Origin of the sequence: Geobacillus sp. CX412, from assembly GCF_027942335.1 — a bacterium.
Lineage (GTDB): Bacteria > Bacillota > Bacilli > Bacillales > Anoxybacillaceae > Parageobacillus_B > Parageobacillus_B toebii.
In genome coordinates, this window is record NZ_CP103461.1 from 2,269,873 (window position 1) to 2,290,263 (window position 20,391).

At 40.9% G+C, this 20,391-nt stretch carries 17 protein-coding genes, 4 pseudogenes and 1 riboswitch; of the genes and pseudogenes, 4 read left to right on the forward strand and 17 right to left on the reverse strand.

Annotated features, from left to right (window positions below):
* Nucleotides 1-100 precede the first annotated feature (100 nt).
* From NXM86_RS11820 to NXM86_RS11835, 4 genes and pseudogenes are all read right to left on the reverse strand, one after another.
* Nucleotides 101-1,924 carry a potassium transporter KimA gene (locus NXM86_RS11820; protein ID WP_171699246.1) on the reverse strand — a complete coding sequence of 608 codons (1,824 nt, stop codon included), beginning with the start codon at nt 1,922-1,924 and terminating at the stop codon, nt 101-103.
* A 420-nt stretch (nt 1,925-2,344) separates the two neighbouring features.
* Complete coding sequence (locus NXM86_RS11825) at nt 2,345-2,659, reverse strand: hypothetical protein (RefSeq protein WP_062753305.1); 315 nt, start codon at nt 2,657-2,659, stop codon at nt 2,345-2,347.
* Nucleotides 2,660-3,179: 520 nt separating this feature from the next.
* Entirely contained in the window at nt 3,180-4,064 is an 885-nt protein-coding gene (locus NXM86_RS11830) for a YitT family protein (protein WP_015863536.1), read from the reverse strand.
* A gap of 153 nt (nt 4,065-4,217) precedes the next feature.
* Nucleotides 4,218-4,346, reverse strand: a pseudogene (locus tag NXM86_RS11835) (ISNCY family transposase); the annotation flags it as partial.
* Between the two features lie 69 nt (nt 4,347-4,415).
* Here NXM86_RS11835 and NXM86_RS11840 point away from each other — a divergent pair.
* Together NXM86_RS11840 and NXM86_RS11845 are read left to right on the forward strand one after the other, a co-directional pair.
* Nucleotides 4,416-4,580: a helix-turn-helix domain-containing protein gene (locus tag NXM86_RS11840; protein WP_498959037.1), complete on the forward strand. Its 165-nt coding sequence runs from the start codon at nt 4,416-4,418 to the stop codon at nt 4,578-4,580.
* A gap of 16 nt (nt 4,581-4,596) precedes the next feature.
* Nucleotides 4,597-5,412, forward strand: a complete 816-nt coding sequence (locus tag NXM86_RS11845) for a DUF817 domain-containing protein (protein WP_081188988.1) — start codon at nt 4,597-4,599, stop codon at nt 5,410-5,412.
* A gap of 214 nt (nt 5,413-5,626) precedes the next feature.
* Here the strand turns inward: NXM86_RS11845 and NXM86_RS11850 are convergent.
* Together NXM86_RS11850 and NXM86_RS11855 are read right to left on the reverse strand one after the other, a co-directional pair.
* Nucleotides 5,627-5,860 (reverse strand): annotated as a pseudogene (locus NXM86_RS11850) (tyrosine-type recombinase/integrase); the annotation flags it as partial.
* Nucleotides 5,861-6,004: 144 nt separating this feature from the next.
* Nucleotides 6,005-6,397, reverse strand: coding sequence for a phosphate-starvation-inducible PsiE family protein (locus NXM86_RS11855; RefSeq protein ID WP_141103841.1), 393 nt, complete (start codon nt 6,395-6,397; stop codon nt 6,005-6,007).
* A gap of 775 nt (nt 6,398-7,172) precedes the next feature.
* Between NXM86_RS11855 and NXM86_RS11860 the strand changes: the two genes are divergently transcribed.
* Nucleotides 7,173-7,313, forward strand: coding sequence for a hypothetical protein (locus tag NXM86_RS11860; protein WP_498958080.1), 141 nt, complete (start codon nt 7,173-7,175; stop codon nt 7,311-7,313).
* Between the two features lie 124 nt (nt 7,314-7,437).
* Here the strand turns inward: NXM86_RS11860 and NXM86_RS11865 are convergent.
* The 3 genes and pseudogenes from NXM86_RS11865 to NXM86_RS11875 all read right to left on the reverse strand — a co-directional run.
* A pseudogene (locus tag NXM86_RS11865) lies at nt 7,438-7,689 on the reverse strand (helicase); the annotation flags it as partial.
* 232 nt (nt 7,690-7,921) lie between these two features.
* A complete protein-coding gene (locus tag NXM86_RS11870) occupies nt 7,922-8,056 on the reverse strand; it encodes a transposase (protein WP_498958081.1) in 135 nt (44 codons plus the stop codon).
* A gap of 203 nt (nt 8,057-8,259) precedes the next feature.
* Nucleotides 8,260-8,463, reverse strand: coding sequence for a WGxxGxxG family protein (locus NXM86_RS11875; protein ID WP_081189809.1), 204 nt, complete (start codon nt 8,461-8,463; stop codon nt 8,260-8,262).
* Between the two features lie 97 nt (nt 8,464-8,560).
* Nucleotides 8,561-8,633, forward strand: a riboswitch (cyclic di-GMP riboswitch).
* Nucleotides 8,634-8,739: 106 nt separating this feature from the next.
* On the opposite strand from NXM86_RS11875, the gene NXM86_RS11880 reads away from it, so the two are divergent.
* The gene (locus tag NXM86_RS11880) at nt 8,740-9,099 is read left to right on the forward strand and encodes a response regulator (RefSeq protein WP_062753312.1); all 360 of its coding nucleotides are present in this window, start codon (nt 8,740-8,742) and stop codon (nt 9,097-9,099) included.
* Between the two features lie 600 nt (nt 9,100-9,699).
* Here the strand turns inward: NXM86_RS11880 and NXM86_RS11885 are convergent.
* From NXM86_RS11885 to miaB, 8 genes and pseudogenes are all read right to left on the reverse strand, one after another.
* Nucleotides 9,700-9,858: a hypothetical protein gene (locus NXM86_RS11885; protein ID WP_156482437.1), complete on the reverse strand. Its 159-nt coding sequence runs from the start codon at nt 9,856-9,858 to the stop codon at nt 9,700-9,702.
* Between the two features lie 197 nt (nt 9,859-10,055).
* Nucleotides 10,056-11,915 (reverse strand): DNA mismatch repair endonuclease MutL, encoded by a 1,860-nt coding sequence (mutL, locus tag NXM86_RS11890; protein ID WP_089097092.1) that lies wholly within the window; start codon nt 11,913-11,915, stop codon nt 10,056-10,058.
* A gap of 13 nt (nt 11,916-11,928) precedes the next feature.
* Nucleotides 11,929-14,510 (reverse strand): annotated as a pseudogene (gene mutS / locus NXM86_RS11895) (DNA mismatch repair protein MutS).
* Nucleotides 14,511-14,896: 386 nt separating this feature from the next.
* Entirely contained in the window at nt 14,897-15,406 is a 510-nt protein-coding gene (locus NXM86_RS11900; protein WP_062678181.1) for an acetone carboxylase subunit gamma, read from the reverse strand.
* 59 nt (nt 15,407-15,465) lie between these two features.
* The gene (locus tag NXM86_RS11905) at nt 15,466-16,635 is read right to left on the reverse strand and encodes an ISL3 family transposase (RefSeq protein ID WP_498958082.1); all 1,170 of its coding nucleotides are present in this window, start codon (nt 16,633-16,635) and stop codon (nt 15,466-15,468) included.
* Nucleotides 16,636-17,556: 921 nt separating this feature from the next.
* Nucleotides 17,557-18,105 (reverse strand): outer spore coat protein CotE, encoded by a 549-nt coding sequence (locus tag NXM86_RS11910; RefSeq protein WP_015863531.1) that lies wholly within the window; start codon nt 18,103-18,105, stop codon nt 17,557-17,559.
* Nucleotides 18,106-18,282: 177 nt separating this feature from the next.
* Entirely contained in the window at nt 18,283-18,720 is a 438-nt protein-coding gene (locus NXM86_RS11915) for a YlbF/YmcA family competence regulator (RefSeq protein WP_081189851.1), read from the reverse strand.
* A gap of 1 nt (nt 18,721) precedes the next feature.
* Nucleotides 18,722-20,293, reverse strand: a complete 1,572-nt coding sequence (gene miaB, locus NXM86_RS11920; protein ID WP_081189850.1) for a tRNA (N6-isopentenyl adenosine(37)-C2)-methylthiotransferase MiaB — start codon at nt 20,291-20,293, stop codon at nt 18,722-18,724.
* Nucleotides 20,294-20,391 lie beyond the last annotated feature (98 nt).

Here is a 20,391-nt window from a genome sequence, read left to right on the forward strand (position 1 = left end):
TCATTTTAACCAAGAATACTTCCGTCTCTGAACGAAGCCATTAATAAAAACGGGGATGATCATTCAGCAATCATCCCCGCATGCAATCGAATATGAACTTCTACTTATAAAGCCGATAAGGAACTGTGGAGACAATCACATTTTTCTTATATAGAAGGTACAATCTCAACAAAACGCTGGATTGGTTATGCAAAAAGTTATGCCACCCTTTTTTCGGTATAAATTGAGGAATCAAAACCGTTACTGTATAATTTCTTTCCCCTGCCTTGCTTTCAATCGTATCCACTAGCTTGGAAATTGGCGTGATAAGATCGCGATAATAAGAAATTAGTGTAACAAGGCGAACGTCTGGCCTCCATTTCTTCCATTTCTCTTCCATTCGAAGCATGCTTTCCCGGTCAAATCCCACATATACAGCCAATACATAATCCCCAATGGCTTGGGCGTAATTTAACGATTGCTCTACTACCTTTGTGATTCCCGCAACAGGTACAATGACGACATTTCCTTCTATTTTATCCGGAATCTCATTTGGATTGACCCGCAGTTGTTCTGCCACAGCATCATAGTGCTTATGGATTCGGTGAAAAACAAATACGATTATCGGAAGAAATACAAGCACAGACCATACTTGAGCAAATTTTGTGATAAAGAAAATGCACAGTACAGTTAGTGTAATGATCGCTCCCAGCAAGTTCACAAGCAGCTTCGGGACCCACCCCGCCGGTTTTTCGCGCACCCATTTGACAATCATTCCTGTTTGCGACAAAGTGAAAGGAATGAATACGCCAACCGCATACAAAGGAATGAGCTGTTCCGTTTGCCCTTTAAAAACGATAATCAGCAAAATAGAAGCAAGACCAAGCGTGATGATTCCATTTGAATATCCTAAGCGGTCGCCGCGGATAAGATACATTCTTGGCATATATTTATCGGATGCCAGATTATATGCCAGCAGCGGAAATGCGGAAAACCCGGTATTTGCAGCCAAGACTAAGATAAGGGCAGTTGTGCCTTGGATAAAGTAATACATAAAGCCTCTTCCAAACACTTCGGAAGCGAGTTGGGAGACAACCGTCTCTTCCGCTTTCGGAGCAATTCCATACCAGTATGCTAAAAAAGTGACTCCTACAAATAGAAAAGCGAGAATGAACCCCATCATCACTAACGTTTTAGCAGCGTTTTTTGCCGCCGGTTCCTTGAAGTTTGGAACGGCGTTGGAGATCGCTTCTACCCCTGTCAACGCAGAGCAACCAGATGCAAACGCCCGAAGCAACAAGAATAATGTAATTCCAGGCACCGCAGTACCGATCGGCGTATGTAAGGTAGACGGTGCTTGTCCATTTATAATATGAAAAATCCCAACAATAATGAGAATTACGAGCGCCAACACAAACAAATAAACGGGATATGCCAAAACGGAAGCGGATTCGGTTACGCCTCTCAGATTAAGAATAGTGATAAACACAACCAGTGCGACAGCAATTCCTACTGTGTGTTGATGCAAAACTGGAAACGCGGATGTAATGGCATCCGTTCCCGCGGACACACTTACTGCCACGGTTAGAATATAGTCGACCAATAAAGAACCTCCGGCAATGAGCCCCGGATTTATGCCTAGGTTCGTTTTGGAAACGACGTAAGCCCCTCCTCCATGCGGATAAGAGTAAATGATTTGGCGATACGATAAAATAAGCGCCACCAATAGAATAAGAACTCCAATCGCAATAGGAATGGAATACCAAAATGCAATCGCTCCAATCAACGCAAGAACAAGCAAAATCTGTTCCGTACCGTACGCAACCGAAGATAGAGCATCAGAAGATAAGACAGCCAATGCCTTTAATTTGTTCAGCTTTTGTTCTCCTAGTTCGGTTGATTTCAACGGTCTGCCAATTAAAAATCGTTTTAACGACGAAAACATATATGCACCACCAGTATGTAGAATTTCCATAAGAATATTATCATTTTTCTCAGAAAATGAATAGCCTTGGCTTCATTATTTTCGATCATCTATAGAACGATGGTAGATTACTTAAATTAGTAAATTAAGATAACTGGAAGGCTCTCCCCAGTAAATATTTGGATCATTTTCGTCCTGCATATATCCTGTTTGATAGATTCTAAATATTCTCTCGGGGAAGAGCCTTTAGCAATTTCTTGAAACTTAATTTTTCTCATCCTGTTCCCTCCTCGGAAACAAAACGGTCATTTTGTTTCCTTATCCATATCAACTGGCTGATTTACAATGATTTTTATCTGCCCATCCATATGGCCAAACCAGCTTTCTCCTGTGTAGTTCTTACAACAAATTTTTATCGTGGCTTTCACTTTGAATGACGAATCAACCTACTTTGCCGCTTTTTTGTCCTTTCAACTGTTCGAGCAACTGTTTACACCATTCAAAATCTTTGGTCGCCAACGCCAAATCCATCAATGTATCAAAATCCTCTTTCGTCATCGGTGATTTACTTTTGGCCGGGATTAATTCCCCTATCGAGCAACTTTTTCGCCTTTTTAATCGTTTCCCTTTGCGGTCTTGTATAAATTCGACAACACAATAAGAATCAACCACTCGATCAACATAACCCAACGCACCCTCTAATTGATATTCATCCCCTGCATAATAAACCCAATCGCCGATTTTTAACTTTTCCATACTTATCACCCTTAATTAACAAAAAATTGCTATTATGTTTTTTCTTTTATATATTTTCCAACAACATTTGATAAAACACGAAATGACTGAATAATATCCAGTGATGGATCGCTTGCTTCACCATTTTTTTATCCATACAAATATTTTTGCCTTTTCAAGTTTGCCATAATACTCTTCACTAAGTTTGGACTTATTCTTTTTTAGCCAGTTTATTCAGAAAACTCCATTTCGTTCGCTCCTTTATAAAACTCCATGCTTTATCCTAAAAATAAAAGCGCCGCCCCGATCGGAGCGACGCCCTGCTTCAAACAAAATATCCACTAAAAGTCTGCCGTTTTTCTACCAATTAACAAGAAGCTTTAATATAGCCTTTTATCTACTTAATGACTCGCTTAGCACCTATATATCGGTCTTTCCAATATTTATCACTCATTTTAACAACTTTTACACCTTTTGATGTTGCACCAATAAACGTACCGTTTCCGTAATTTTGTTCGATTACAATTTAGAAAAAGACACCTTAATGAATATCTCTTTTCTTAAAACGTCCACCGCGTACTTCAGCCATATCTGCTATAGCTAAAAAAGCATTTGGGTCATTTTCTTCGACAATTTCTTTAAGTTTGGCCTCCTCAAGACGAGTAATCACACAAAATATCACTTTTTTACCGTCACCAGAGAATGCTCCTTCTCCGCTTAAATATGTAACACCGCGCCCTAATCGGTTCATGATAGCATTCCCAATGGCTACAGGAATATCACTAATAATCCATGCCGACTTCGATTCATCTAATCCTTTAATGACAACATCAATCGTTTTAAAAGCAATCGCATAGGCTAAAATTGAATACATTGCTCTATCCCAAGTGTAAACAAACCCAGCAGCACCAAGAATAAAAATATTAAAAAACATGATGATCTCGCCAACAGAGAAAGGGAGTTTTTTGTTCATGAGTATAGCGAGTATTTCTGTGCCATCCAAAGCGCCGCCATAACGAATGACAAGACCTACGCCCGTACCTAGAATCATTCCGCCAAAAATGGTAGCTAATAAAAGGTCGTCTGTGAAGGCTGGAATAGGATGAAACAGAGAAGTAAAAATGGATAAAACGATAATCCCAAACAATGAGGAGATAGCAAAAGTTTTTCCAATTTGTTTATAACCCATAAAAAAGAACGGAAGGTTTAAAAGAAAAATAAAAATTCCAAGACGAAAACCCGTAATATGTGAAAGCATAATTGAAATGCCTGTTATGCCTCCATCGATAATGTTATTAGGGACTAAAAAGATTTCAAGTCCTACTGCCATTAAAACAGCCCCGATGAAAATAGCAGTTGCTCTTTTAGCGATTTTAGCTTTAGATAACCGTTGATGTTGAATCTGCACCTTGCTCAATTCAGTCATGTTTTTCCTCCTTTTTCTATAAAATGGATCTGTACATTTTTTTATTATAACAAAAGCAGATAGTTCGTTAAATTCATGATTGCGCATATTATGTTCCCTCTCCCCTTGCGCAACAAATTTTACTAAACTGTTTAACTATTATAATTATCCAAACACTGGCGGCCTTCCTGTCACATGCGGTGTTTCTGGCAACGACAGAGAGTCAATATATCGAAATAAGGATGCTAAAAGTGGATCCATTTCGTAAGACCATGCATGTTCGTTGTTTAAATGGAAAATCATGATAGTGTCCACCCTTTGGAGAGTTGTTTTTTGGCTACTGTATATGATTTCCAAGGTGGTGGATTTTTTATGTGCATTTATGCATTCATTATGCGTTTTGCAACACGTTCTATATTGAAAAATGGAAAGGCAAAAGCGATTCGATTATCAACTTTAAATGCGATTTGTAAGGCTTTAGAATGTCAGCCTGGAGATATTTTAGAATACAAAAGCGACGAAGACACTCAAGGATAATAAAGAGGCACAAATCATGAGAGCCCTAAAACAACTCGTTCGTTTTGGTTGGGAGCAGGCCCTATCATGTTTGTTTCCTGTCGTTATTTTTGCCTCTTTGGCTTTTACAAAATTCATGCCACTTCCCTTCCTACCACGGTATGACTGGCTGCTCATCATCTGCCTTCTGATGCAGTGGTGGATGGTGCGTTCTGGGCTTGAAACACGGGATGAACTAAAGGTTATCACATTGTTCCACCTTATTGGGCTCGCTCTTGAACTTTTCAAGGTACATATGGGCTCCTGGTCTTATCCAGAGGAAGGATATTTCAAAATTTTTGGAGTGCCTTTGTATAGTGGATTTATGTACGCAAGTGTAGCGAGTTATCTTTGCCAGGCGTGGAGGAGGTTTAAGGTTGAACTGGTTAAGTGGCCACCGTTTTTGGTAGTTGTACCTCTTGCAGCTGCGATTTATTTGAATTTTTTCACCCACCATTATTGGATTGACGTTCGTTGGTGGTTATCTGGACTTGTAATCATCGTCTTTTGGCAATCATGGGTCACATTCGAGGTTGATGGAACTCGTTACCGTATGCCACTCGCACTTTCTTTTGTGCTCATCGGATTTTTTATATGGATAGCCGAAAATATCGCAACGTTCTTTGGAGCTTGGGAATATCCAAACCAAACCGATGCATGGAGTCTCGTTCATCTAGGAAAGGTAAGTTCATGGTTCTTATTAGTGATTGTTAGCATTCTTATAGTAGCGACGTTAAAGCAGGTTAAGGGAAAAATTGTTTCACCCAAGAAGGATAAGGTTCAAGAGGCGTTTGATAATCATTTAAAGGAATGAGATAAATAGCGAAATATGAAAAATAAAAATTTTTTTGAATCACTCAATTAAGCAGACGCCAGCGATTTGACCATCTTTAACTGGAGTAAGTGCTGGCTAATGGGATAAGAAAACGCCAAAGACCATAGCAATCTTCGAAGAAAGGTTCAAAGATGCCATGGCCGTACTGGACTATCCCAATTGTTATCGGTACACCTATGCACAACCAACTTTGTTAAAATTTCAGCAACGCCTCCACCGCATCCGCCAAATCACTATAGCTGTCTTTTAAGTATCGAGATGTCGTGGCGATATTGCTATGGCCGGCAAGCCGCCGTACTTTCTCAATGTCGTTGTTCGTGACCTTCAGCATTCACTTACAAAACGTATGGGGCGTAAGTTTTTTATTCGGCAGGCTGTAGCTTTCAATCATTCGCTGGATGCCCCGTACCGAAAATTTACTAGTTTTTAATTGAATTTATTGCTCAAAATCTATTCAGAATTACAAAGAGCTAAAAAGCGAACTGCCGTTGAACGAGTGAATGTAAAAAATTGGACCCCATGAATTCGGAACGTTTACGCTGTGAAAAAAATTAACTCTGATTGTTAAAAATTAAGGTCGGTTGGGGAAAAAGCGGCAACTCAGTCCGTAACATTTAAGGTAGTAGAGGATAAAGATGGCTAAGATTCCGACTAGAATCTCCCACATATGCACATTCAAGATGATCATCTTACGGGCAATGGCAAAAATGATTATATCCATGACGAGTGTCATATCGTGCTTGATGAGCATAAGTGCAACCTCTAATCCAATAATATACAAGAGTGCATGAGCTAAAAAATCCTGAAATTTCTCCATGATTTCCCCTTCCATGATGTAGCTGAATAGGTCATGGACGAGCATTGTTCCTTCTGCAATTACCGCTACAATAATGATTCCCGCTAGCAGCCATTCGAAAAATTTTACTGTCTGGGTAAATACTTGTTCGAGGGATTTTACATTCATCTCCATTACCTCGCTTTCTTTAAAGAATATATCAACGAATTCAAAAAGTGAGAAATGAGGATTATAACTCACCTTTGACAGTTAAGGACCATTTTTGGGGTTACAAAACCGCATCTCTAAAAAATTAAAAGAGCACTATACTGAATGTCTCATCAAACCTGGTAAACGGGGAAGAAAACTCGATCCGAAAAATACCATCATAAAGGTCGCGGAAATCCTGACCCAAAAGAACATGCAATCCTTTTTCGATGTCGATTACGATGGACAAACCTTAACGTTTCCAATGAAGCAGCATTAGCCAAGGAGGGGTTACGGGATGAAAAGTTCCTGATTAAGACAAATACCGGCTTATCCTCAGCCGACATGGTAACCGGATACAAGACGCTCATTCAAGTCGAACGAACCTTCAAAATAATTTTCCGAATATTTATTTTTATTAGTATTGTATTATAACAGATGACTAAATGCAACTACTGTTATATAAAAATATATGTTATATTTTTGCCATCACTCTCATATTGATGGTTATTTTCTTAATGGTATTGTGGGAGCATGGAGGGGATCGCGTGTGACACCAGCCGCTGAAGCCCATGTTGCTTCATAAATCAGATGCAGTACCCAGAGGATACCTTCATCAGCTCAAATTTGACGGCCACAGAGCCTTACTACACTACCGGAGTGGTAGTACTAGCCGCCAAATGAGTGTACTTTCCAGTACCCAGAAATGAAGGATATTAATTTACCTTCAGACTGCATCCTTGACGGAAAAATGATCATGCTGGATGAACAAGCAAAGCCTTGCTTTAAGCCCATCATGCAACGTTTCCAAGCACGGAAAGAAAAAGCAGTCAAACGCTTAACAAAGTCTAACTCTACGCATTTTGTTGCTTTTGACGTTCTAGAAGAAGTGGATTGATTGAAAAGTAGAAGTTGTTCCACTGAAACGGAATAAGCCGGAACGACGTGTGCAGCTGCTGCACTTGTGCTCCGTCTTATGTCATGTTGCTCAACCTTTATTCTGTAATGGCATGGACCTCTTTCTTCTTATCACGTTGAATTCGACCGCCGCTAAAAATAATATCTTTGAATAGCATGCCGGATAATTCTAGCGACTGGCCGTATTTTTTGATCGCCTCAAAAAAACGTGTCGATGCCTTGAATCGGATACTCGCAGTCCTAGTCCGGTATGAAGGGTCATCCGATGCAGTCAACACATATTCCAATTGCTCGTAAGGACTCTCTACTTGAAATTCGTTGCTCAGCCGATGGTTCAAGTACTCCTGGAATATGACTCACAAAAAATGATATCCAAATATACGATCAGTTAAACTAAAGTTAGATAAATCATATTTATTGAGAAATCCTTCAGAGAACATATCAATTAAGAGCTTTTTTAGCATCTCTACTTCCGCCTCAAGGCGCTTGATTTTTGTTTCAGGATCTTCCGGATGAGTTCTCGTTCTTCCTTTATTTGGTCCTTTCGATTTGTCCCGTTTTTCCTTCAGACCTTGTATTCCTTCCTATTCATAGCGTTTCACCCATCGATGTACCGGACTTATCAATCCCTAATTCTTTCACCACCGTTTTATGACTCATGCCCTCTTCCAAATATAAATCCACAGCTTTCTTTTTAAACTTTGCATCATATGTTTTTCGCATTTTCCCATAGAAAAATCCCCCCCATAGTAGACAGATTAATTGGCTTTCTTTTTTCTGTCTACTATAAGGGGATCATATCATCGGAGTGACGCCCTGCTTCAACATATCCCACGATACAATCATAGCATGTCCGAAACAAAATAATCTGTCATCTTTCTGTCATTTTTCTTTCATTTTTCTATCAGAAAAATTAATTATTGGTTCTAATCTCTTCTGTCATTTCTTCTTCTCAACCCTAACAGTCCTGCTAAACCAACCAAACCAATCCAACCCCAATCTGTATCGTCATCATTATCACCATCGTTATCAGCAACGTCCGTATTTTGAGCCATGTGAGTTATTTTGTTTGTATTGTTGTCGATGTCAATGTTGTTATTTTGAGCATAAACAGCTATCCCACAAAGCATTATGTAAATTTAACTATAAAACTTGTTAATATTTCTTTAGATTATTAGACAAGTTTCGACAAATATATACAAAAAATTTAATATTGCATCACCAAACTACTCGAAAAGGCAAAACGCAAAGCGAAAGGAGCTAAATCTATTTTCAATAGACATGCCAGCCAGTTGTCTTTCCCATGAAAAATCATTGTGATTTTTTTAAAGGTTCCTTATTAGGCGCACTGTCATATGTACATTTTTAAGGATATATATTTACTTTTTTAGTCAAAGGTGGTTCAAATGTATAAAACTGTATTAGTTGCTGATGATTCAATGTTTATGAGAAACTTATTAAAGAATCTCTTAACCGCTAATGGTTACCAAGTTATCGCTGAAGCTTCTGATGGTAGTAATGCTGTATCTCTTTACAAAGAAAAATCACCTGACATTGTTATACTTGACTTAATTATGCCTATTATGAATGGATTAGATGCTTTAAAAAATATTTTAAAATTTGATCCAAAAGCAAAAGTAATAATTTGTTCATCGATGGGGCAAAAAAGTTTCATTATTGATGCTCTTCAAATAGGCGCTAAGGATTTCATAATCAAGCCTTATTTTAACAAATTAATTCCGGCTTTAAATAAATTATTTAGGTAATTATGCGCTTCTTTATAGAAGTGCTTTTTTGAAACTCACCTTGCTATTTTGTTTACTTCAGATTACTTCCTTTTATTGACGGCTTAAAAAATTTCGAAAGCAACATGTCCTGTCTTATGCAATATTTGCATACATTTTCCGCGTTATAGTCGTACAGCCATACTTGATAGACGTTCGTTGTGCAGCCGCATCTTTGACACATGTTCGCTGGATAAAAACGTTCTTTAGTTGAAAAGCAATGCGCACAAACAGAATCATAATGACCTTGTTCTTTGTTCCAACGGGGAATCAAAATTCCCTCGCATTTGCATCGATGATCCCTTTTCGTTATCAAAGGTATATCTCGATTCATTCTCGACAACTTCTTCAAGAAAATCAAAAATCGTGAGTTGCTGCACGTTCTCACCACCCGCTATTTTGTTTCTAAAAGCTACCCGCATACTCTCTAGTTGCCCCTTAAAGAAAAACCCACGGAAACGCTCGATAAACCCTTTTCGTAAAGTCCTTAATTTTTCTGTCTACCTCAATCTGTTTTGCTTTGATTATCTCAACAGAGCCAAAGAAATTTTTGAATTCTCTTTTTAATTGCTCGTTGTTGGTCTAATAATCTTCAGATATCACAGCTTTCTTCGCTTGTTCAATAGGCCAATCTTTATCCTTTTCATCCATCGCGATAACACCGATGTCGTTATAAAATTCAAACGGTTTAACAGTCTTGTAGCGAATTATAATTTCATTCAACCGCTCTTTATCATTCATTCGTTATCACCTCTTTGGAAACATAATTACTCTTTTGTTTCGTTGCCTAATCTACTGTTCGCCCTTCCGGAACAACGAATTACTGTGTTTTTGTTTGCATACACAACAATCCGTAAAGTGATTTGAGCTTACAAACAGGGCAAACGAAAAAATAAAGCGCACCCCCCTTGATGGAACAAGGCGTTGCGCTTTTATATTTACATCACTCTCTTAAACATTTTCTCCAGCTCATACGTGGAAAAATGGATGATGATTGGGCGGCCGTGCGGGCAGGTGAATGGATCAGTCGTTTTGCGCAGTGATTCCAAGAGTGCGAAGATTTCGTCATCGCGCAAATACTCGTTCGCTTTAATCGAACGTTTGCAGCTCATTAAAATCGCTGCTTTTTCACGAAGCTGCTTAATATCGACTTTTTTCATATCGATCACTTGCTGGATCATTTCTTCAATAATCGCCGCTTCTTCCCCTTTTGGAAACCACGATGGGTGGGAGCGGACGATGAACGTATTGTGCCCGAACGGTTCTAAAAAGACGCCGCATTTCGCCAATTCTTCACGATGTGCGTCAATTAGCACATATTCATCTGTCGGATAATGAAATGTAAGCGGAACAAGCAATTCCTGCACTTCGTTTATTACTTCGCCAACTTTTTCGCGAAAATATTCATACTTAATGCGCTCTTGGGCAGCATGCTGGTCAATGATGTAAAGCCCTCTCTCATTTTGCGCCAAAATGTACGTTCCGTGCATTTGCCCGATTGGATAAAGCGGCGGAAGCCGGTCATTCACATGCTCTTGTTCGTCTGATGATTCCGTTTGCTCGTCCATTTCGACTAGTTCATCATCGACATCATTTTGTTTCGATTCCACTGCCGGCAAAAACGAAGGAATTTCCTCCTTGGGTTCTTCCACTGGACTTGATTGCTTTGGCTCATCTACTTGTTTTGGTTCATCTACATGAACGAGTGGAGAAACAAATGGTTCTTTAACGACATGTTCAAACGTCCAAGCCGTTTGTTCTGCTTTTGGTTTTGGAGTTTCTTTTTGCTTGATCGTCATCTCAGGAATAAGCGTCCGCGCTTGAAGCGCCTGGCGAATCGCTTGGGTGACGAGCTCGTTTAATTCCGCTTCTTTGCTGAAACGTACTTCTAATTTTGCCGGGTGGACATTGACATCGACTAAAATCGGATCCATCGCAATCGATAAAAATACAATCGGATAGCGGCCGATCGGCAACAGTGTATGATATCCCGCTTCGATCGCTTTTGCGAGCGGAATGTTGCGCACATATCGCCCGTTGACGATCGTGGAAATGTAATTTCGCGAAGCGCGCGTCACTTCAGGAAGCGAAATGTAGCCTTGAACGGTAAAATCGAGCGATTCCGCTTGAATTGGAATCATCTTTTTCGCGACATCCATGCCATAAATCGCGGCAAGCACATGGCGTACATCGCCGTTGCCGCTCGTGTAAAGCAGCTGCTTCCCGTGATGGCGCAGCCGAAACGAAATATCAGGATGCGCCATGGCAAGGCGGTTGACGACATCGGTGACATGACCAAGCTCAGTATGAATCGTTTTCATATATTTTAAACGGGCCGGGGTGTTGAAAAACAAGTTAGATACAGTAATATCGGTTCCCTTGCGGCTTGTTGTCCGTTCGTGTACAACGAGTTTTCCACCTTTTAGAACCACTTTCGTCCCTGGACCGTCTCCCGTGCTTGTTTTCATCTCAACTTCCGAGACGGAGGCGATGCTCGGCAGCGCTTCGCCGCGAAAGCCAAGCGTGCGGATGCGAAACAAATCGTGCTCATCTTTAATTTTGCTTGTCGCATGTCTTTCAAAAGCAACGAGGCAATCATCTTCTTCCATTCCGTCCCCATTATCGATGACGCGAATTTTCGCTAGTCCTGCTTCTTCTAATTCAATTTCAATAATGGTGCTATTGGCGTCAACCGCGTTTTCAACAAGCTCTTTAACGACGGAGGCAGGGCGCTCGACGACTTCCCCTGCGGCGATTTTATTGGACAATTGGTCATCGAGCTTACGAATTTTTCCCATCGCTATGCCTCCTTTACTTTAATAGTTTTTGAATTTCGTATAATTTGTTTAACGCTTCAAGCGGCGTTGTTTCCAACAAATTGACTGATTTTAATGCCTCAAGCGCCTTTTTCTCTTTTTTCGATAGATGGGATTCTTCTTTTGAAGGCTGCTCTTCGGCAAACATGCTGAGCTGTTCGAAGACCGCCTCGTTCTTGCCGCTTGGCTGTTCTTTTCGCTGTTCTTGCTGCTCAAGCTCGGCTAAAATTTCTTTGGCGCGCTGAATGAGAGAAGCCGGAAGCTCAGCAAGCTCGGCGACATGAATGCCGTAACTTTGGTCGGCTGGTCCTTCTTCAATTTTATGAAGAAACACGACTTTTCCATTTTCCTCAACGGCTCTCACATGAACGTTTTTCAGCTTGGCAAGCGATTGCTCTAGATCCGTTAATTCATGATAATGTGTGCTAAATAACGTTTTCGCGCCAATATGATCATGAATGTATTCGATGATCGCTTGCGCCAATGCCATCCCATCATACGTAGACGTGCCGCGTCCGATTTCATCAAACAAAATTAAGCTGTTTTGTGTCGCGTGAACGATCGCATTGCGCGCTTCGAGCATTTCGACCATAAACGTACTTTGCCCAGATACTAAATCATCCGCCGCACCAATTCTCGTAAACACTTGGTCAAAAATTGGGAGGACTGCTTTCTCTGCCGGGACAAAGCAGCCAATTTGCGCCATAATGGCAGTAAGGGCAATTTGCCGCATGTACGTGCTTTTTCCGGACATATTCGGTCCCGTAATTAACAACAGTTCCCGCTCTTTATTCATATAACAATCGTTCGGTACATACGTTTGCGCCCCAAGCACTTTTTCCACTACTGGATGGCGGCCCGCTTGAATGATCAGCTCACGATTATCGGAAAACTGCGGTTTTACGTAATGACGCTCTTCGCTTACAGTCGCAAACGACTGCAAGACATCGAGTTCGCTAATCGTTTTCGCTAATGATTGCAAACGCGGAATATATTGTTTTACGCGTTCGCGAATGTCCACAAACAATTCGTATTCTAGTTCGATGCTTTTTTCTTCCGCTTCTAAAATGAGCGCTTCTTTTTCTTTTAATTCCTGGGTAATAAAACGTTCAGCGTTTGCTAGTGTTTGTTTTCGCTCATAACGTCCCTTTGGCAACAAATGAAGATTCGCCTTCGTCACTTCAATGTAATAGCCGAACACGCGGTTATAGCCAATTTTTAATGATTTAATCCCGGTTAATTCCCGTTCTTTGCTTTCTAGCTGGGCAATCCATGCTTTCCCATTGCGGCTTGCATCGCGATAACGATCAAGCGTTTCGTTATATCCGTCTTTAATGATGTTTCCTTCTTTGACGGACAATGGCGGATTTTCTTGAATCGACCGCTCTAACAGATCGACAAGTTCCGAACATGGATCGAGTTTGTCGGCAAGCTGCTTCGCTTCATCATCTGAAAGGTTTTCAACAATATCTTTTAACGCCGGGATTTGCTGAAGCGATTTTTTCAGTTGAATTAAATCGCGCGCGTTTACGTTTCCGTAGGCAACACGGCCAGCGAGGCGCTCGACGTCGTACACTTCGCGAAGACGTTCGCGCAGCTCCTGCCGTTCAAAATAATGATGGATCAGTGTTTCGACCATATGTAAGCGCCGTTCGATTTGTTTGCGATCCAAAAGCGGGCGATCAAGCCATTGTTTCAGCAACCGTCCGCCCATTGCCGTCACTGTTTCATCAAGAAGCCACAATAGCGAACCTTTCCGCCCTTTGGAACGGATTGTCTCGGCTAATTCCAAATTTCGCTTCGAGTACAAATCGATTTTCATATAATGATCGACTTGATACACTTGAACAGACTGCATATGATCGAGGCGTCGTTTTTGTGTGCGAATAATGTAATGAAGCAGACGGCCGAATGTTATTTTTAGCTTATCTTGCTGAAGCGCTTCGACGATCGACGTAAATCCTTCAGGAATCACTGTCTCATCCTCGTATGAAATCGTCACATCATAGCGTTCCTTTAATAGCTGCTGATACTGTTCTGGAAATTGAGAAGAAATGACAATTTCTTTCGTACCGATCGCATACAGTCATTCATCACATCATCCAATGAAGCAAGAAGCGTTATGCGATTTTCCCCTGTTGATAAATCCGTATAAGCAAAACCATACGTGCCATCATCAAACATGGTCACCGTCGCCAAGTAGTTGTTTTCTTTATCTAACAGCCCTTTCCCTTCCATCACTGTTCCAGGGGTAATGAGCTGAACGACTTCGCGGCGGACGACCCCTTTTGCCGTTTTTGGATCTTCGACTTGTTCGCAAATCGCGACTTTATATCCTTTTGAAATCAACTGTTCAATATATCCTTGCGCCGAATGATACGGAACGCCGCACATCGGCACCCGTTCTTCGCCGCCGCCATCACGGCTTGTCAGCGTAATTTCCAGTTCCTGCGCCGCTTTGATCGCGTCGTCAAAAAACATTTCGTAAAAATCGCCAAGGCGAAAAAATAAAAAGGCATCTGGATATTGTGCCTTAATGTCCAAGTATTGCTGAATCATCGGCGTATATGTAGCCATCGTTCTCCTCCAACCTTGCAAATTTACGTTTTATCAATAAAATTAGCGGCCACCCTGTCATTTTGGCGTTTCCATCCGTGTATCGCCATCAACATAAAGCCGCTAAATTCCGCAAAATCTTGTTTTCATCTATGTATCTAGTTTCGAACCAATATGGAGATTTTTTGAATACATTAATGCATCTGCGTTTCAACACGTTTCATTATAACATATTTTAAAGAAGAAAAAGAGAAAGTTCAAATTCTGGCATCGCTAAAGCGTTAAGCAGTCCGGCAGCTCCTATGTTCGTCTTTCCAATAATGAGCTTCTCCCTCTTACATTCCATTTCAGAAAATGCAATGCATAAAAACAGACGGCAGCTTTTCGCCGCCGTCTGTTTTTTATTTTTATTTCGCCTGCGGAAGCGGGCGCTTTAACCATTCTTTATAGAATGTATCGATATCAGGCTCGAAGTCTTTGATGACCGGATACCACGGTGTCACCGCTTCTACCTCAAGCTGTGTTGCGCAGCCAGGGCAATAGTACTCGCGAAGCACCTGCCATTCCGGATCTGGCGCCATCAATTTCGGATACAGTTCCGCCATTTTTTCTACTGTATCACGAACATAGATGAGCGCATGAAGCTTCCAGTTGTCGCTTGCCTCGCAAAATTCATATCCACAATCGCATTTTACGATGCGCCGGCCATCCGGCTTTTGCACAATATAGAGATGAAGGCCGGCCGGAAGCAAAATCGGATCATCCCACGGCACCCTTTCTTGAAGGATGCTAATATATTTGTCAAATCGGTCAGTGTCTTTATAATTGGAGAGCATTTCTTTTAATTTGACAAAATCTATCGTACCGTCGATTAATTCCTCTATCGTCTTGCGATCGTATTTATCATATTTTTCCATATTTTCACCTCATTTCAACTTATTAGGTTCATCACCAAAAGATGTACTTGATTTTTACGTTAAAATGTGATAGAGGTCTCTAGACGGACACGCAAAGTAAAACGCTGGATATTTCGATACCCATATCCTCGCCTTTTGATCAATTTTATTTTGTTGTTGATTCCTTCCATTGGACCATTTGAGTAAGAAAAAACGATGCAAGAAAGCACTGCGTCTCTTCGGGTGATGAGTGCCTTGGCAATACTGCGTACGGCGGCACAGTCGCTAAAAAGGTACCGGTCAAACCATTGGGTCAAACGAGTTTCGGCTTGCTTTCTTGTTTGGCTTTTGGATACGTAACGGAAATGTTGAAGTGCTTGATAGACATCACGTAAATAAGCACTTTCTTGGCACCATTGTCGAACTTCCTGTCTCTCTTCTTCTGTTAATTTTTCTGGACGTTGGCTTAACAATCGGCACACGCGGCGAACGCTTCCATGTTTGGTTCCGCCTTTGGCAAGGTATTTGCGACAACGTTCCAGTGCATCGGTGAATAACTGAATCACATGGAAGTGGTCAAGAACATGGATGGCTTTTGGACATACCTTTTCAATGGCTTTTCTCATGGCAGGAGCCAAGTCGCTGACAACATACTTCACTTTGGAGGCGACGGGTTGAAGCGCCTCCACAATGGCTTCTTCATTTTTTCCAGAAGCAATGGAAAGGACATTCCGAGTCTGTGTGTCCATCACCGCTACTCCGTAATCATGTCCCTTTCGGAAAGCGAATTCATCCACACATACTACTGTAGGATTCGATGTTGGTAAAAGAGCCGGGGCATATTGATAAAACCAGCGTTCTACTGTCGTATAGGCGAGTTGTAACAAGCGAGAGACTTCTTGAATCGTTTTTCCGATGCATAACTGGGCGACCCAATGTTGAAACGATTCCGTCGCGATACTGTGAGACGGAAGTCCCGGATAAGAAACGGTGAACGTCAGAAAACAGGCTTGGCAACGCCGTCTTTCTATGGGAAGTTCAATCCAAAATAAACCGACCGTATTGGTATAGCCATGAATCCATTGTTTTCGTTTCGATGATATTTTGGTTGTCCGTCCGAAGCAAGTCGGGCAGATCGGACAATGAGGAGGGAGGGAAAGTTCAAAAATCCATCGTTCTCCCTCTTTTCGTTCTCCATGAATAAGAAAGCCTGGTAAAGTGATCAAATCTTTGATAAACTGAGATTGCATGCGAAATTTCCTCCATGGTTGATGGTTTGGTCACCTTTACCATACAGGAAATTTCGCATTTTTTGTACCCTTGATCAGAAAATAACCTGATTGTCAAGTACATTTTGTGGTGAAGAGCCATTTTTTCTTTATTTATGTTAAAAAATGGTTAATGAGCCGAAAATACCATTCACTTTCCGAAAGAAACGAACAGTGAAAAGTCTGAACCTCTGCACGACTAAAATCCACAGATTCTGGCGCACTAAAGAGTTTTTCCTACACCTGCGTATAAGCACTCACTTTTGTCCCGTTAAGCATCATGGACAAACACCTCACTGGTATTTGGCGCCTGTCTGCACGGTTCAAACAAAACTGTTTTCTACCTCACCGGTGGCTCCAATCGCGGGCTTTCATAGCTATATATGATTATAGTGAACGAATAACCGAAAATCGCTGTTTGGACTGGAACATAATCATTGTGCAGGACCGTTGCTTCGTGTAGGCAGAGAATAGGAGAACCATTATGTCTGATGTTAAATCATGAAGAGATGGTTGAGGCATTTCAATGTGTGGAAACGTTGCTTCAATGACTAAAACAACTGAAGAACATCAACGCATGCTCCATCAAAAGCATTTTTTGCCTCATCAATTTCTAGCTTTTGATAGAAAACAGAGGATAAATTTAACACGTTTCAAAAATCTCTAAATATATTAATCCACAATTAGTATGGTTTATTTGTTAAATAGAATAGCACATATAAAATCACATGTCTACAAAAAATTTTTATTTTTTATAATTTTTTTATTATTTTGAATAGTTAATATATATAAAAAAGTGATGAATATGATGTAAATATTGATACGAAACAGATAAATAAAAAGTTAAGCTCCATTCCATCCCTTTTCAACCAAAAAAAACTAGGAAGATCTTCCTTCCTAGTTTTACTCTTCATCGCCGAGAAGCAAATCTGGGCTTAAATCTTCTAGTTCTTCATCTAGGTCACCGTAGTCAAAATCATCGTCATCATTGCCGCAGCCGTCTGGATGGATCGCGACACATATTTTCGTTTCCCCAATGACTTCGGAAATAAATTCGCGTTCTACATCGACCACAATTTTATTTCCGTTTGGCGAAATGGTGCATTCTAGGCAGTTCGGCTGCTGAATGACGCGAACGATAATGTCTGTATCATCGCTAATAATATCATCATCGTCACGGTATTTTAATTTCACCACATCCGCATATGTTACTGTTTCTGTGACAACTTCTGTTTTTGTATTGTTGTCGTATGAATACCAAACGTTAACGTCATATTTCCCATGGATTTCTACTGTCTTGTCACATTTTTTCGCATCGTAACGATGGTTAATAATCCAGCATCCTAAAATGCTTGATGGACGATTCGGAGCAGTAATCGTATGAGTAGATTGCGTAAATTTACGACCTTTCCCGACGACCGCCTTTGTAATAATTTCTCTGTATTCAGACATATAAGAAACCCTCCTCAAATGAATCTTCATTTCATCCTATGCATGATTTCGCCTAATGTGCACATAAGTTTATAAATTATTCCTTATAGTTCATTGTATGCAGGGTCCCCGTATGATGTGCCTACTTTTTCCGCAATAAAAAAAACGCCCTTGAAAACCAAGGACGTCAGTCAAATTTTAATGACAGCCGCAGCCGCCGTTTCCACTACAGCGTATTTGCGCACCTGTCTCCCCGCGCAACACGTTGCCGCCTGTTGATGCGATAATCTCATCGGTCACCGTATTGGAGATGGTAGAAGCGACTAATTGAAGCAGATCATTCACTTCCGTTTGCGATTGCTGGAATTCGCTAACGATCGGAATTTGCGAAAGCTCTTCGTAAATCGCGTCAATTTGTGCTTCTACTTTTTTCAGCGCTTTATATTTCCCATAATGTTTTAAGTTGACTGCTTGTTTTTGCAATGATTTAATTTGCTCGATCATCGCGCGCACTTTTTCGTTTTGGTGTATTTTTTCTTCCGCGCGTTTAAAAAAATCAACTTCTTCTGTCTCGGCAATCATTTTGGCGAGTTCCTTCGCCTGTGCTAAAATCTCATCACGTGTATATTTTGCCATCTCATTTCACCTCGATCGCTTCTTCTACCATTTCCCCGTTTAATGTCCATGTTTTCGCTTCGGTAATCCGCACTTTGACAAGTTTGCCAATCGCCGATTTCGGACCGATGAAGTTGACAAGCTTGTTTTTCCGCGTGTATCCAGCAAGGACATCCGGGTTGTTTTTGCTCTCGCCTTCAACTAATACTTCGACAACTTTCCCTTCATATTCCTTCATTTTTCGCGCTGAAATTTCATTGACAAGCGCGTTTAGCCGCTGCAAGCGTTCTTTTTTCACTTCCATCGATACGTTATCAACCATTTTCGCCGCCGGTGTGCCTTCACGTGGCGAATAAATGAACGTGTATGCAGAATCAAATTCGACTTCGCGGTAGAGCGACAGCGTTTCTTCAAACTGTTCTTCCGTCTCGTTCGGGAAGCCGACAATAATATCCGTTGTTAACGCAACGTCTGGAATCGCCGCTTTAATTTTGCGGACAAGCTCTAAATATTCCTCACGCGTATATTTCCGGCCCATCAATTTCAATATTTCCGTGCTGCCGGATTGCACTGGAAGGTGAATATGCTCGACTAGATTGCCGCGTTTGGCGAGCACTTCGATTAAACGATCGTCAAAATCGCGCGGATGGCTAGTCGTAAAGCGAATGCGCGGAATATCAATTTTACGAAGTTCGTCCATCAAGTCGCCAAGACCGTATTTCATGTCGGTGAAATCTTTCCCGTAGGCGTTGACGTTTTGGCCAAGAAGCGTAATTTCTTTATATCCTTGGGCGGCAAGATGGCGCACTTCTTGAATAATGTCTTCCGGACGGCGGCTTCGTTCTTTCCCTCGTGTATACGGAACGATACAGTACGTACAGAACTTATCGCAGCCGTACATAATGTTTACCCATGCTTTAATGTTGCCTCTGCGCGCTTTTGGAAGATTTTCGATCACATCGCCTTCTTTTGACCAAACTTCCACAACCATTTCTTTTGACATGTATGCTTCATGTAAAATGTATGGAAGGCGATGAATGTTATGCGTACCGAAAATCATGTCAACGTATTGATATTGTTTCAAAATTTTATTGACGACCGATTCTTCTTGCGACATACAGCCGCATACCCCAAGAAGCAAATCCGGATTGTTTTGCTTCAGCGGCTTTAAGTGGCCGATCTCGCCAAACACTTTGTTTTCCGCGTTTTCGCGGATCGCGCACGTATTCAATAAAATGACATTCGCATCTTCCGGGCGGTCAGTCGGCTCATATCCGAGCGCCATAAAAATTCCTGCCATTACTTCGGTATCATGTTCGTTCATTTGACAGCCATACGTGCGAATATAAAACTTGCGGCCTTCGCCCATGCCACGGAATTGCTCCGGTATAGTGAAGTCTTTAACATATTTTACTTCTTCTTTTCCGCGTTTTTTCGCTTCTTTTAAATTTGGCGGAATAAATACGCTAGTAAAATATTTTTCGTAATCTTTGCTCGTTTTTTTCTTTAACGCATCCAAAGCGGATTTTTTGTCCGTTGGATGATCAGCTGTTTGAATTTGTCCTGTTTGTTCTAAACGTTGTTTTTCGTTCATAATAATCTCCTTTCTATAGCTATAGAAAACAATTGTTTCCTTTTCATCATACACATTATCATAGTATATAATTGATCACAAATTTAAACAATACTTTT